Source organism: Melghiribacillus thermohalophilus, assembly GCF_004342905.1.
GTDB lineage: Bacteria > Bacillota > Bacilli > Bacillales > Alkalibacillaceae > Melghiribacillus > Melghiribacillus thermohalophilus.
Genome location: NZ_SMAN01000005.1, coordinates 74,262 through 88,193 on the forward strand (window position 1 = coordinate 74,262; position 13,932 = coordinate 88,193).

General features: G+C 40.1%; 13 protein-coding genes. 6 read left to right on the top strand and 7 right to left on the bottom strand.

The features are described from left to right. Nucleotides 1–11: 11 nt before the first annotated feature. The 7 genes from rsmG to rpmH all read right to left on the bottom strand — a co-directional run bounded on the left by rsmG (nt 12) and on the right by rpmH (nt 6,521). On the bottom strand, nt 12–728 hold the full coding sequence (rsmG, locus tag EDD68_RS05995; RefSeq protein WP_132371348.1) for a 16S rRNA (guanine(527)-N(7))-methyltransferase RsmG: 717 nt from the start codon (nt 726–728) through the stop codon (nt 12–14). Between the two features lie 13 nt (nt 729–741). After that, nucleotides 742–2,628: a tRNA uridine-5-carboxymethylaminomethyl(34) synthesis enzyme MnmG gene (gene mnmG, locus EDD68_RS06000; protein ID WP_132371349.1), complete on the bottom strand. Its 1,887-nt coding sequence runs from the start codon at nt 2,626–2,628 to the stop codon at nt 742–744. Between the two features lie 21 nt (nt 2,629–2,649). Continuing rightward, on the bottom strand, nt 2,650–4,026 hold the full coding sequence (gene mnmE, locus EDD68_RS06005; protein WP_132371350.1) for a tRNA uridine-5-carboxymethylaminomethyl(34) synthesis GTPase MnmE: 1,377 nt from the start codon (nt 4,024–4,026) through the stop codon (nt 2,650–2,652). Nucleotides 4,027–4,351: 325 nt separating this feature from the next. Then, on the bottom strand, nt 4,352–4,978 hold the full coding sequence (jag, locus tag EDD68_RS06010) for an RNA-binding cell elongation regulator Jag/EloR (protein WP_132371351.1): 627 nt from the start codon (nt 4,976–4,978) through the stop codon (nt 4,352–4,354). Beyond that, nucleotides 4,975–5,748 carry a YidC family membrane integrase SpoIIIJ gene (gene spoIIIJ, locus EDD68_RS06015; RefSeq protein WP_132371352.1) on the bottom strand — a complete coding sequence of 258 codons (774 nt, stop codon included), beginning with the start codon at nt 5,746–5,748 and terminating at the stop codon, nt 4,975–4,977. The genes jag and spoIIIJ overlap by 4 nt, the downstream gene beginning before the upstream one ends. A 112-nt stretch (nt 5,749–5,860) precedes the next feature. Next, nucleotides 5,861–6,214, bottom strand: a complete 354-nt coding sequence (gene rnpA, locus EDD68_RS06020) for a ribonuclease P protein component (protein ID WP_132371353.1) — start codon at nt 6,212–6,214, stop codon at nt 5,861–5,863. A gap of 172 nt (nt 6,215–6,386) precedes the next feature. Beyond that, nucleotides 6,387–6,521, bottom strand: a complete 135-nt coding sequence (rpmH, locus tag EDD68_RS06025) for a 50S ribosomal protein L34 (protein WP_132371354.1) — start codon at nt 6,519–6,521, stop codon at nt 6,387–6,389. Nucleotides 6,522–7,130: 609 nt separating this feature from the next. Here rpmH and dnaA point away from each other — a divergent pair. The 6 genes from dnaA (at nt 7,131) to gyrB (ending at nt 13,914) form a co-directional block, all read left to right on the top strand. Further along, complete coding sequence (gene dnaA / locus EDD68_RS06030; RefSeq protein WP_132371355.1) at nt 7,131–8,480, top strand: chromosomal replication initiator protein DnaA; 1,350 nt, start codon at nt 7,131–7,133, stop codon at nt 8,478–8,480. Nucleotides 8,481–8,775: 295 nt separating this feature from the next. Then, a complete protein-coding gene (dnaN, locus tag EDD68_RS06035; protein ID WP_132371356.1) occupies nt 8,776–9,921 on the top strand; it encodes a DNA polymerase III subunit beta in 1,146 nt (381 codons plus the stop codon). A 378-nt stretch (nt 9,922–10,299) separates the two neighbouring features. Then, nucleotides 10,300–10,521, top strand: coding sequence for a S4 domain-containing protein YaaA (yaaA, locus tag EDD68_RS06040; protein ID WP_132371357.1), 222 nt, complete (start codon nt 10,300–10,302; stop codon nt 10,519–10,521). 24 nt (nt 10,522–10,545) lie between these two features. Beyond that, complete coding sequence (gene recF, locus EDD68_RS06045; RefSeq protein ID WP_132371358.1) at nt 10,546–11,664, top strand: DNA replication/repair protein RecF; 1,119 nt, start codon at nt 10,546–10,548, stop codon at nt 11,662–11,664. Nucleotides 11,665–11,670: 6 nt separating this feature from the next. After that, nucleotides 11,671–11,955, top strand: a complete 285-nt coding sequence (gene remB / locus EDD68_RS06050) for an extracellular matrix regulator RemB (RefSeq protein ID WP_132371359.1) — start codon at nt 11,671–11,673, stop codon at nt 11,953–11,955. A 33-nt stretch (nt 11,956–11,988) separates the two neighbouring features. Next, nucleotides 11,989–13,914: a DNA topoisomerase (ATP-hydrolyzing) subunit B gene (gene gyrB, locus EDD68_RS06055; RefSeq protein WP_424399154.1), complete on the top strand. Its 1,926-nt coding sequence runs from the start codon at nt 11,989–11,991 to the stop codon at nt 13,912–13,914. Nucleotides 13,915–13,932: the final 18 nt, after the last annotated feature.

The window sequence follows — 13,932 nt, forward strand, 5'->3', positions numbered from 1 at the left end:
AAACGACCGCTCTATATCAGAGGATTTTTGCCTGGAACTCCCGGTTTACGCGGAAATTTTTTAGGTGTGGCTTTCACCTTTTGGATAATGGCAATATTTCTTTCACTATTTTCTTCGGGTAAATAAAAGGTATTAATAGAATGAATCTCCCCGCCCAATTTTTCAATGGCCTGATCGGCCTGTTTCATTTCATTGTGAAAATTAGAACCCTTCATCGCAATCATCTTGCCCCCGACTTTTGCAAGGGGCAGACATAACTCACTCAGCACTGCCATTCTAGCAACTGCACGGGCGATCACCACATCAAACTGCTCACGGAACGAAGGGTTCTTGCCAAATACTTCAGCTCGGTCGTGGTAAACATTGATATCCGTTAAACCAAGTTCTGATGAAAGATGTTCTAAAAACGTTATTCGCTTTTTTAATGAATCTACAATCGTTACATTTATAGCAGGAAAACAAATTTTAATCGGGATGGATGGAAAACCAGCCCCTGCTCCCACATCACAGACATGAATGGTATGCGAAAAATCATAATGGAATGCGGCTGTGATTGAGTCATAAAAATGCTTCAGATAAACATCTTCTTCACTTGTAATAGCTGTCAAGTTCATTTTTTCATTCCATTCAACAAGGGTCCGATAATAGATATGAAATTGATTCAGCTGATGATCATTTAATGGTATTCCTTTTTCCTCTAGAATTTTTTTAAATGTTTCTTTGTTCATTGGCATTGCTCCTTCATGAACTGGACACTCGGGCGATCTTCCCCTGTTCTAGATAGACGAGCAAAATGGAAATGTCCGATGGGTTCACACCGGAAATTCTTGACGCCTGGCCTACAGACAGCGGACGAACCTTTTTTAATTTTTCTTTTGCTTCAGTTGCCAGACCCTGAATGGCATCATAATCTAGATCAGACGGAATCTTTTTGTCCTCCATTTTTTTCATCCGCTCTACCTGTTGCAGCGACTTTTTAATGTATCCCTCATATTTAACCTGAATTTCAACCTGTTCCTCAACATCAGCCGGCAGTTGCTGTTCTGGAGGTGTCAGCGTTTTAAGCATTTCATATGTGATTTCCGGCCTTTTTAAAAAGTCATTTGCACGGACCGCTTCTTTTAAAGATGCACCTCCAGCATCCTTTAACATGGTCTGAACTTTTTCAGTAGGTTTAATGATAACTTTATCGAGGCGCTTTTTCTCTTCTTCAATAAGCTGTTTCTTCTCCTGGAAAATCCGGTAACGTTCTTCAGAAATCAAGCCAATTTGATAACCGATATCGGTTAAACGTAAATCGGCATTGTCATGCCTTAACAGCAATCGATATTCCGCCCGGGATGTTAACAGACGGTAGGGTTCATTTGTCCCTTTCGTAACCAGATCATCAATTAATACCCCAATGTATGCCTGGGAACGGTCCAAAATAACCGGTTCTTTATCGAGGGCTTTCGCTGCCGCATTGATCCCGGCCATAATTCCCTGTCCCGCTGCTTCCTCATAGCCAGAAGTCCCGTTAATTTGACCGGCTGTATATAGACCTTTAATTTTTTTGGTTTCCAGTGTCGGCCAGAGTTGAGTCGGCACAATGGCATCGTATTCAATGGCATAACCGGCCCTCATCAGTTCTGCCTTTTCCAGTCCGGGGATGGTTTCCAGCAATCGTTTTTGTATATCTTCAGGCATGGACGTAGACAGACCCTGAACATAAACTTCATCCGTATTCCTTCCTTCCGGCTCTAAAAATATTTGATGGCGAGGTTTATCATGAAACCGGACAACTTTATCTTCAATGGAAGGGCAATACCTTGGTCCTGTACCTTTTACCATTCCTGAGTACATCGATGACCGGTGCAGGTTTTCATCAATAATTTTATGGGTGAACTCCCCAGTATAGGTTAACCAGCAAGGAATTTGGTCGGTTATGAATTCCGTAGTTTCATAAGAAAAAGCCCTTGGTTCATCATCCCCCGGCTGTATTTCTGTTTTCGAATAATCAATGGTGTGACTGTTTACCCTTGGAGGTGTTCCTGTTTTAAAACGAATCAATTCAAAACCCAGTTCCTCAAGATGCTCTGACAATTTTACAGATGGACGCTGGTTGTTTGGCCCGCTTTCATATTCAATATCACCGATTAATACTTTTCCTCTCATAAATGTACCGGTCGTGATTACGACTGATTGAGCGTAATAGGCTGCCTTCGTTTCAGTGATGACTCCTTTACATACTCCATCTTCCACAATTAATCGATCGACCATGCCCTGTCTCAGGGTGAGGTTTTCCTGATTTTCCAGAGTTTTTTTCATTTCCTGCTGATACAACACCTTATCTGCTTGAGCTCTTAGTGCACGTACTGCAGGACCTTTGCTCGTATTCAGCATACGCATTTGAATATGTGTTTTATCGATATTTTTGCCCATCTCGCCCCCAAGGGCATCAATTTCCCTTACAACAACTCCTTTTGCAGGTCCACCGATAGAGGGATTGCAGGGCATAAACGCAACGAGATCCAGATTCAGGGTAAGCATTAGAGTTTTGGCGCCCATTCTGGCAGCAGCCAGCCCCGCTTCACAGCCAGCATGACCTGCACCAATGACAATGACATCATATTGACCCGCATCATACATATATCAGTCTCTCCTTACTGTTTATTTTCCTAAGCAAAATTGGGAAAACAACTGATCAATCAAACTGTCAGAGACAGTATCTCCAACAATTTCTCCCAGTATTTCCCATGCCCTTGTCACATCAATCTGCACCACATCAATAGGCATACCGGCTTCGATACCTGATATTGCATCTCCCAGTGACTGCTTTGCTTCTTTTAACAGCTGAATATGACGAACATTGGACACATAGGTTAAATCCCCTGCATCCAGATCCCCTTCAAAGAACAGATCGGCAATGGCCTGTTCTAATTCATCAATTCCTTTTTCCTGGATCAGTGATGTGGTGACCAGGGAATACTGTTTTGAACGCTCTTTTACTTGGTCCATATTTATTTTTCGGGGCAAATCGGTTTTATTGACAATAACAATTACATCCATCCCTTCCACAGCCTTAAACAAATTTTCATCTTCCTCTGTCCACTCATCTCCATAATTGAGAACGAGCAGCACTAAATCTGCTTCTTTTAATACTTTCCTTGAACGCTCAACCCCAATTTTTTCAACGATGTCTTCCGTCTCCCTGATTCCTGCCGTATCAATTAACCGTAAAGGCACGCCCCGAACATTCACATACTCCTCAATGACATCCCTGGTTGTCCCAGGAATATCGGTAACAATGGCTTTATTTTCATGGGCCAGTGCATTTAATAAAGATGATTTCCCCACATTCGGCCTTCCAATAATGGCAGTGCCTATTCCTTCTCTTAATATTTTACCCTGTCTGGCCGTCTGAAGAAGTTGTTCGATTTCCTCATGAACCTGATTTGTTTTTGTCTTCATGACTTCCAGAGTCATTTCTTCCACATCATCATATTCTGGATAATCAATGTTTACTTCTACATGGGCCAGGGTTTCCAAAAGTTTCTGCCTCAATGACTGAATGAGCCTGGAAAGCCGCCCGTCCATTTGTTTTAGGGCCATATTCATGGCCCGGTCGGTTTTTGCCCTGATTAAATCAATCACTGCTTCTGCCTGGGATAAATCGATTCTTCCATTTAAAAAGGCCCGTTTTGTAAATTCCCCGGGTTCTGCCAGACGTGCACCGTTTTCGAGAATGAGTTCCAGAACCCGATTCACTGAAACGAATCCCCCATGACAGTTGATTTCTACAATATCTTCACGCGTAAAAGTCTTAGGAGACTTCATCACCGTAACCATGACTTCCTCAACGGTCTCTTTTGTTTCCGGATGAATAAGTTTTCCATAATGTATGGTATGGCTAGCTGCTTCTTTTAAGTTTTTTCCTTTAAAAACTTTACTGGCAATTTCAATGGAGTCAGGTCCGCTCATGCGTACAATGGAAATCGCTCCTTCTCCAATCGGTGTTGAAATGGCTGCAATTGTATCTGTATCCATTGCCTTTCACCTCCTGTTTGACAATGGATTCAATCTTGATAGAAAAAATATATTTCCATGATTCACTAATTCATTAGAATATCACATTGTCTGTTTGATTGAAAAGTATTTTAAAAACACGGTGTCACTGGTTCTCCTTATATATTCTGCTGTTTCCTGTCAAAATCCATACATATACTCATTAATCGCTTTTAAACACCAGTGACACAAAGCTCTTTTCAACGCCTGATAGCAGACTCCCCTTCATTTTACCTGCTCTGAATCATTGTAGAGATGGCAAAAAACCCCCTCGCCAATCATGAGATCAACGAAGGGGGTTAAGATATTAACGGTTATTTTCTGGTTTTATAACGACGTGACGGTTGGGTTCAATTCCGTCGGAATATGTGCTGACCCTTTGATGGTGCTGCAATGCTGTATGGATAATTTTTCGTTCATATGACGGCATCGGTTCCAGTTTGACCTCTCTTCTTGTTCGAATCGCCTTGTCAGCCAATTTTTCAGCAAGATTTTCTAATGTTTCTTTTCTCCGTTCCCGGTATCCTTCTGCATCGAGTACGACAGTATTGTATTGATCAGCGTTTCGATTGATCACAAGGTGCAAGAGATACTGAAGTGCGTTCAGGGTCTGCCCCCTTTTCCCGATTAAAATGGCAATTTGTTCTCCGGAGAGTTCATAAATGATCTCATTTCCGTTCTTTCTGGCAGTAATATCTGCTTTTACTCCCATTTTTTCGGTTACTTCCCGAAGGAAATCTTCTCCTTCTTTTACTTTATCCCCGGTAATTTTCACTTTTACGATTGCCGGCTTTGAACCAAAAATACCTAAGATTCCTTTTTTTCCCTCATCTATAATGTCGACATGAACCTGGTCCCTCGTGGTGTGTAATTTTTCTAATGCAGACTGGACCGCCTCCTCCACCGTTTGACCAGTAGCTGTAACCTGTCTCACTTTTCCGCGCCTCCTGCTTTTTGTTCATTCATAACAGGGCGGCGAATGAAATAGGTTTGTCCAATCATAAAGAAGTTTCCTACCACCCAGTATAAGGCTAAAGCAGCCGGGAAAAACATCGCGAATCCGCCGATCATTACTGGCATGAGATAAAGCATCATCGTCATTTGTGGATTTTGAGCAGCTGCATCATTCCCTGCCATCATCATTTTTTGCTGCAGGTAAGTCGTTCCCGCCGCGATTAAAGGCAGTATATAAAATGGATCCGGAGAGCCCAGTTCAAACCATAAAAAGGAATGAACCTTAATGGACTCTGTACGATAAATTGCATGATAAAAGGCTATTAAAATTGGCATCTGAACAAGAATTGGCAAACATCCTGCCATTGGATTAACACCGTGTTTCTGGAATAGCTGCATCGTTTCCTGCTGAAGCTTTTGCTGGGTTTTTGCATCCTTTGAGCTGTATTTTTCCCGAAGAGCTTGCAATTCCGGCTGGATATCCTGCATCGCTTTGGTAGATTTTAATTGTTTAATATTCAAGGGAAGCAACAATAAACGAATGAAAATCGTTACAATAATAATCGCAAGACCATAGCTCTCATTAAAAAAATCAGCTACATTTATGATAAGCAATGACAGTGGTAAAACAAAATACTGATTCCAGATTCCTTCACTTTCAGAATTGATGGGTTCGTTAATATCCATACATCCCGAAAGCAACATCAGAAGCCCTGTCATAGCTATGATGAGTAGGACCTTTTTCTTCAATGCGATTTCCTCCTTACACCCATACGATGACTCTCTATTCATTCTATATGTAATACAGTTTCATTACCTGTATTTTATCATTGTTGCCAATAAATTATCTATATAAAATTTCTTAATCATATTTCTTCCTTTTGAACATATTGGTTCTTTTCAAAACATGAGCTAAACTCTTTTTCAACTGATGATAATCCTGATCCACAGCCGCCCTTCTTGCAATGACGACAAAATCATATTCCTGCTTAAGTTCCTCTTCCATTTCCATAAATGCCTGTCGCAGATAACGTTTGATTCGGTTGCGGACCACAGCATTTCCGAGTTTTTTTCCTACCGATAAACCGACACGAAAATGAACCTGATCATGTTTCGGAAGGTAGAATAGTACAAGCTGACGATTGGCAAAGGATTTTCCTTTTTGAAAAACTTCCTGAAATTCTTCATTTTTTTTAATCCGGTATGCCTTCCTCATTCAAACATTTCACTCCAGTAAGATTAAAATCAATGGAACGTCAGCATCATCACAAACCAAGCAGGACCATTGCTCAAAATTGCATAAATTTGATTACGAATATCCCATTTATTTCGGTCCGTCATCAAAACAGCACTGCTAGAAAAAAGACCACTGACTTCTTTTCAGTGGTCTATGCAGAAATCACTTTTCTTCCTTTACGGCGGCGACGAGCTAAAACTTTACGTCCATTCTTTGTGCTCATACGCGCACGAAAACCGTGTACTTTTTTTCTTTTCCGATTATTCGGCTGAAATGTGCGTTTCATCTATTGACACCTCCTGAGGTAAATATTCCATAGATCAAAAGACAGTCCAATTAATTATAAGAGAAAAAAACCGGTACTGTCAACTTCATCCGCTGCAAACTTAGCTAAATAAATTTTATCCACACACAGATTCGCAAACCCGTTACAAACTTATCCACAGATCCTGTGCAACATTTTTTTCACTTTTTTGATCATCCACAACATTTATCGACAGGAAAACCACAAAATATAGTGCTGTGGATAATAGTTATACACAATCTGTTGTATTTGTGGATAACTGTCCTAAAATCGTTGAAACTACTCTATTTATTTGGTATTATATTTGTGTTTTATAACGTGGAAAACCTGCTGCTCGATAATTAGTTTTCCACAAGTTGTGGATAAACTGTGGATATTAAATCACAGCCCTGTTCTTAAAGTTATCAACAGCGTTGTGGATATTGTAAATAAAAAAACGGATACCCTGTCATCATAAACTAGATTTATCCACAATGCTTTTGCTCCTCATATTTCATGTTTAAAAAGATCCTCTCTTTTTATTCAATATAATAGTTATACATACTGGGAATAAAAAACATCATTCCCACAGTCCTGGAAGGGGTGAACCACTTGGAGAATATTGATCAGCTCTGGAATGAAACGCTGAAGAAAATTGAAGGGAAAATCAGTAAACCAAGTTTTGACACCTGGCTTAAATCCACAGAAGCCATCGATCTCAACGATCAAATCATAACCATTGCTGCACCAAATGAATTTGCCAGAGACTGGCTGGAAAACAGTTATTCTAAACTGATTTCTGATACATTATTTGAACTTACGGGAACGGAAATGGAACCAAAATTTGTTATTCCAGAGACAAGAAAGGAAGAAAAACAGCCAAAAAAACCGGTAAAAAAAGGAACCGATCTAAAAAACGGCCAGGATGATTCACCAAAGAGCATGCTGAATTCCAAATATACTTTCGATACCTTTGTCATCGGTTCGGGCAACCGTTTTGCCCATGCAGCTTCACTGGCTGTTGCAGAAGCTCCTGCCAAGGCTTACAATCCTTTATTTATCTATGGCGGTGTAGGACTGGGAAAAACCCATTTAATGCATGCCATCGGCCATTATGTACTTGAACATAATCCATCAGCTAAAGTGGTCTATTTATCATCTGAAAAATTTACCAATGAATTTATCAATTCCATACGGGACAACAAAGCCATTAATTTCCGCAATAAATATCGCAATGTTGACGTTTTGCTTATTGATGATATTCAGTTCCTGGCCGGAAAAGAACAGACACAGGAAGAATTTTTCCATACCTTTAATACACTGCATGAAGAAAATAAACAGATTGTCATTTCCAGCGACCGGCCCCCTAAAGAAATTCCAACATTGGAAGATCGGCTTCGTTCAAGGTTTGAATGGGGACTAATTACAGATATTACTCCTCCAGATCTTGAAACAAGGATTGCTATATTGCGGAAAAAAGCAAAAGCAGAAGGCCTCGATATCCCAAATGAAGTGATGTTGTATATTGCCAATCAGATTGATACAAACATTCGTGAACTGGAAGGTGCTTTAATTCGGGTTGTAGCCTACTCTTCTCTGATTAATCAGGATATTGATGCTTCTCTGGCCGCTGAAGCACTGAAAGATATCATACCTGGTTCCAAACCAAAGGTCATTACCATTGCGGGGATTCAGGAAGCCGTAGGAGAAAAATTCAATGTAAAATTAGAGGATTTTAAATCTAAAAAACGAACAAAATCCATTGCTTTTCCGCGCCAAATTGCTATGTACCTGGCAAGGGAATTAACCGATTTCTCTCTGCCCAAAATCGGTGAAGAATTTGGCGGACGAGATCATACAACTGTTATACACGCTCATGAAAAAATTTCGAACATGCTTGATAATGATCAACAGCTTCAAAAAGAGGTACAAGAAATAAAAGAAAGATTGAAATCAAATTAATGTTGGACAGTTGAATATGTGTATAAGTGATGCAAGGTTACCAACAGTCTATCCACATGTGGATAGGCTTTCTTTCCCTTATCCATGCTAGTTATACACATATTCATAGACTCTATTAATACTGTTACTATTTTTTTTTATAAAATATAAAATAATCCACATGTGAACAACGTAGCTGATAAATGTTTGCCTTCATCCTTTTTTCTCAAATCTATTTTTCGTGCCGTAAAGCTCTATGCCAGCACGTATTTCTTAACTATAATGGAAAAATAAGAAGTCATTAGGAGGATTATTTATGAAATTTACCATCCAGCGCGATCAATTAATGAACGGTGTTCAGGATGTCATGAAAGCTATTTCTTCCAGGACGACGATTCCTATTTTGAGCGGAATGAAAATGGAAGCAACAGCCGAAGGAATTAAACTCACCGGAAGTGATTCAGATATTTCTATTGAATCCTTTATCCCGAAAGAAGAGGATGGAATTGTTTATGTAGAGGGAATTGAACCAGGAAGCATTGTTCTTCACGCAAAATATGTTCCAGATATCGTTCGAAAGTTACCTGAACAAATGGTAGAAATTGAATCGGATGAAAATTTTAACGTAACGGTCCGTTCCGGAAATGCAGAATTTCATTTAAATGGACAGGATGCTCAGGAATACCCTCTTCTCCCAAAACTACATACAGAAAATAGTTTTGAACTGCCGATCGATTTATTAAAGGATTTAATCCGCCAGACTGCTTTTGCCGTTTCAACTTCGGAAAACCGCCCGATTTTAACGGGTGTCAATATTAAACTGGAGGACGGGAAAATTGAGTTTGTTGCCACAGACAGCCATCGCCTTGCATCCCGGAAGATACCGGTAAATGGGGAAATGAAAGGTTTCCCTTATTCAAACATCGTTATTCCGGGAAAAAGCTTAAATGAATTAAATAAAATTCTTGAAGATTCCGAGGATAAAATCATGATCAGCGTGACAGAAAATCAAATTTTGTTTAGAACGAAACATTTATATTTCCTGTCCAGGCTTTTGGACGGAAATTATCCCGAAACATCCCGCTTAATTCCGGAACAGAGTAAAACGAACGTCGTGATTGGAACAAAAGAATTATTAAATTCCATAGACCGGGCAAGCCTGCTGGCAAAAGAACATCGGAATAACGTAGTGAAATTGGTCACAAAGGAAAGCAATCAGTTAGAAATTACCAGCAATTCTCCGGAAGTGGGAAAAGTAATGGAAGAAGTAACGGCAGATTCCATTGAAGGAGAAGAATTAAAAATTTCATTCAGTGCCCGATATATGATGGATGCTTTAAAAGCTATCGAATCGGAAAAAGTTAGCATTCAATTTACCGGTGCCATGCGACCGTTTCTGATTCGTCCCGCTGACGAAAGAGAGGAAATTTTACAGCTCATTCTCCCGGTACGGACTTATTAATTTTTTCTTATGTACTCATTTTTTTATGTGTTCAAGCAAGGGAACCCCCTTGCTTTTTTTTGTTGTTAGGTCTTCATTCAGAATCTGTTCCAACAGGTCCACATCGTTCGTTAAACCATTTACCGGGTGTTCGTGAATCCATTATCCTTCATCAATTGACATAGTAATAATAAACTGGCGGTTCAAGATTTTTTTCCTGTCCAGCACAGGCACCTGGTTCCTCATCAAGATGTTTCAGTCTTTCTGCTGCCCAGACAATCCCTTTTTCAAGTGCTCAAACCGTCTACCGGCCTTGGGAGACCGCTCAACCTTTTCTTATTTCTTTATTTTTAGTAAAATAATAAGAAGGCAAAGTATCGAGGAACAGGGTGAAAACAAATGGAAGAGACCATTGAAATTTCGACTGAGACGATCCCGCTTGGCCAATTTCTAAAGTTAGCCAATATCATTGAAACCGGTGGCATGGCCAGGTGGTTTTTAAATGAATACGATGTGTATGTCAATGATGAAAGAGAAACAAGGCGGGGCAGAAAATTGCGTGATGGGGATCGGGTAGTGGTCGAAGGGGCAGGTACATTTAACGTTGTTCAAATGAAGTAAGTCTCTGAACAGAAGGAGATTTTCATGTTTTTGGAAAAACTGACACTGACAAATTATAGAAATTATCAGACATTAGACCTTTTTTTTGATCATAAAGTCAATGTTGTCATCGGGGAAAATGCTCAGGGGAAAACAAACTTAATGGAATCCATTTATGTTTTAGCCCTTACCAGATCCCATCGGACGCCAAGGGATAGAGAATTAATCAAGTGGGATGAAGAATATGCTAAAATAAAAGGGAGTACATGGAAACGCAATCGTTCTTTTCCTCTGGAAATCATCATTTCAAAAAAAGGAAAGAAAGCGAAACTGAATCACCTGGAGCAAAAACGTTTAAGCGATTATATTGGTTCTCTCAATGTAGTGATGTTTGCACCGGAGGATTTGAACCTTGTAAAGGGGAGTCCCCAGGAACGCCGCCGATTCATCGACATGGAAATCGGCCAGATTCAGCCGTCTTATGTTTATCATTCTGTTCATTATCACAGATTGTTAAAGCAGCGAAATGCATTATTAAAAGAATTGCAAAAATCGCCCGGATCTGACAGAACAATGCTGAAAGTGCTCACGGATCAGATGATACAGCATGGTTCCGAGATCGTCATCAGGAGGTATGAATTTTTACAATTGCTTAGAAAGTGGGCCAGACCAATCCATGAAGGAATCAGCAGAGGTTTAGAAGATTTAAATATTACTTATGATTCCAGCACAAACGTATCAGAAGACTCCGAATTGTCAAAAATAGTAAATGTTTATCAAGACCATTTTAAAGACATCGAAACAAAGGAAGTTGAACGCGGAACAACATTGATTGGGCCTCATCGGGATGATCTGAATTTTTTTGTCAACGGAAAAGATGTACAAACATACGGTTCCCAGGGACAACAGCGTACCACTGCCTTATCGTTAAAACTGGCTGAGATCGAACTGATTTTTAACGAAGTGGGGGAATATCCCATTTTGCTTTTAGATGATGTTTTAAGTGAATTAGATGATTATCGTCAGTCCCACTTATTATCGACGATTCAGGATAAAGTGCAAACATTTGTATCAACAACAAGTGTAGATGGAATTGATCACGAAATTTTAAATCGAGCAGACCTTTTTCACGTGCAAAAAGGGTGTGTAACGAGAGAAAGGTGAAGCCAATTGTTTATCCATATCGGGGAAGAACACGTTGTTCATTCAAATGACGTGGTTGCAATCATAGACCGTATCCTTTTAACTTCTTCATCCATTGTGGAAGAGTTAATTATGAATCAACGAAAGAAACATAAAGTCTATGATTCATCGTATGAAAATGCAAAATCCATTGTCATCACAAAAGATTACATTTATTTCAGCCCGCTGTCCGTATCCACACTCAAAAAACGTTCTCAATTGTCTTTAACTTTAAATAAACTTGAAGATTATTCAGATACGTTTGAAGAATAGATATTACCCTTTAAAAGAAATGAAGGTGAAACCATGGCTATGGAAGAAAAACTGACGGAACAACAGGCGTATGATGAAAATCAAATACAGGTACTTGAAGGTCTTGAAGCGGTCCGCAAGCGTCCGGGAATGTATATCGGTTCCACGGGCGAAAAAGGGTTGCATCATCTTGTATGGGAAATCGTGGACAACAGTATTGATGAAGCACTGGCAGGGTACTGTGATGAAATCAACGTAATGATTGAAAAAGACAACAGCATTACCGTTGTTGATAACGGCAGGGGGATCCCTGTTGGGATGCATGAAAAAGCAGGGCGTCCCGCAGTAGAAGTCATCATGACCGTGCTGCACGCCGGGGGTAAATTCGGCGGAGGAGGATATAAAGTTTCTGGCGGATTGCATGGGGTCGGTGCATCCGTGGTAAATGCCCTATCAACAGAATTAGAAGTTTTTGTACACCGTGATGGAAACATTTATTATCAAAAATATCATCGGGGAGTCCCCCAGAAAGACTTGAAAGTCATTGGAGAAACGGACCATACAGGAACGAAAATCCATTTCAAGCCTGATCCTGAAATTTTTACTGAAACAACGGAATATAATTATGAAACGCTGGCTAATCGTCTGCGTGAATTGGCATTTTTAAATAAAGGGTTAACCATTTCAATCGAGGATAAACGTCAGGAGAAGGAGCCACAGGTTTTCTATTATGAGGGCGGAATCCGATCTTATGTGGAACATTTAAATCGTACCCGGGAAGCCCTTCATGAACCGTTTTATGTTGAAAGTGAAATGGACCAGATTACAGTAGAAGTGGCTCTGCAATATAATGACGGCTTTGTAAGTAATATATACTCTTTTGCAAACAATATTCACACCTATGAAGGCGGAACCCATGAATCTGGTTTCAAAACCGCATTAACCCGTGTGATTAATGATTATGCGAGAAAAAACCAGATGTTTAAAGATAACGATCCAAATTTATCTGGTGAAGATGTCAGAGAAGGGTTAACAGCGATTATATCCATCAAACACCCAGATCCACAGTTTGAAGGCCAGACGAAAACGAAACTGGGTAACAGTGAAGTTCGCACCGTAACAGATGCTGTATTCAGTGAATATTTTTCAAAGTTTTTATTTGAAAATCCCGATATTGCCAAAAAAATTGTGGAGAAGGGGTTAATGGCCTCCCGTGCCCGGATTGCGGCAAAAAAAGCAAGGGAATTGACGAGAAGAAAGAGTGCTTTAGAAGTTTCCAATTTACCCGGAAAACTGGCTGACTGTTCGGCAAAAGATGCCTCCATCAGTGAGTTATACATCGTTGAGGGAGACTCAGCAGGCGGTTCTGCCAAGCAGGGAAGGGATCGCCATTTTCAGGCTATTCTTCCCCTCAGGGGGAAAATCATTAATGTGGAAAAGGCACGTCTGGATAAAATATTATCCAATAATGAAATTCGCACCATCATTACAGCACTGGGAACCGGAATTGGCGAAGATTTCGATATTTCAAAGGCGCGATACCATAAAATTGTGATTATGACCGATGCAGACGTGGATGGCGCTCATATTCGGACACTATTATTAACATTTTTCTATCGCTATATGCGCCCGTTAATCGAACATGGCTATATCTATATAGCACAGCCGCCATTATATAAAATTCAGCAGGGCAAATCCGTTTATTATGTCTACAGCGACAAAGAACTGGAACGGAAGCTAGGGGATATTCCGAAATCTCCTAAACCGGGGATTCAGCGTTACAAAGGTCTGGGTGAGATGAATCCAACTCAGTTGTGGGAAACAACGATGGATCCGGATACGAGGACATTGCTTCAAGTTGGTTTAGAAGATGCCATTGAAGCCGATGAAATTTTTGAAATATTGATGGGTGATAAAGTAGAGCCTCGCCGGGATTTCATCCAGCAAAACGCCCGATATGTAAAAAATCTCGATATTTAAAAATAAAACTGTACTTTC

Bases quoted from the DNA above. Each gene is read 5' to 3' on its own strand.
- mnmE (WP_132371350.1), bottom strand. From the start codon at position 4,026: ATGGATACAGATACAATTGCAGCCATTTCAACACCGATTGGAGAAGGA.
- recF (WP_132371358.1), top strand. From the start codon at position 10,546: ATGTTTTTGGAAAAACTGACACTGACAAATTATAGAAATTATCAGACA.
- rsmG (WP_132371348.1), bottom strand. From the start codon at position 728: ATGAACAAAGAAACATTTAAAAAAATTCTAGAGGAAAAAGGAATACCA.
- rnpA (WP_132371353.1), bottom strand. From the start codon at position 6,214: ATGAGGAAGGCATACCGGATTAAAAAAAATGAAGAATTTCAGGAAGTT.
- gyrB (WP_424399154.1), top strand. From the start codon at position 11,989: ATGGCTATGGAAGAAAAACTGACGGAACAACAGGCGTATGATGAAAAT.
- rpmH (WP_132371354.1), bottom strand. From the start codon at position 6,521: ATGAAACGCACATTTCAGCCGAATAATCGGAAAAGAAAAAAAGTACAC.
- mnmG (WP_132371349.1), bottom strand. From the start codon at position 2,628: ATGTATGATGCGGGTCAATATGATGTCATTGTCATTGGTGCAGGTCAT.
- dnaN (WP_132371356.1), top strand. From the start codon at position 8,776: ATGAAATTTACCATCCAGCGCGATCAATTAATGAACGGTGTTCAGGAT.
- yaaA (WP_132371357.1), top strand. From the start codon at position 10,300: ATGGAAGAGACCATTGAAATTTCGACTGAGACGATCCCGCTTGGCCAA.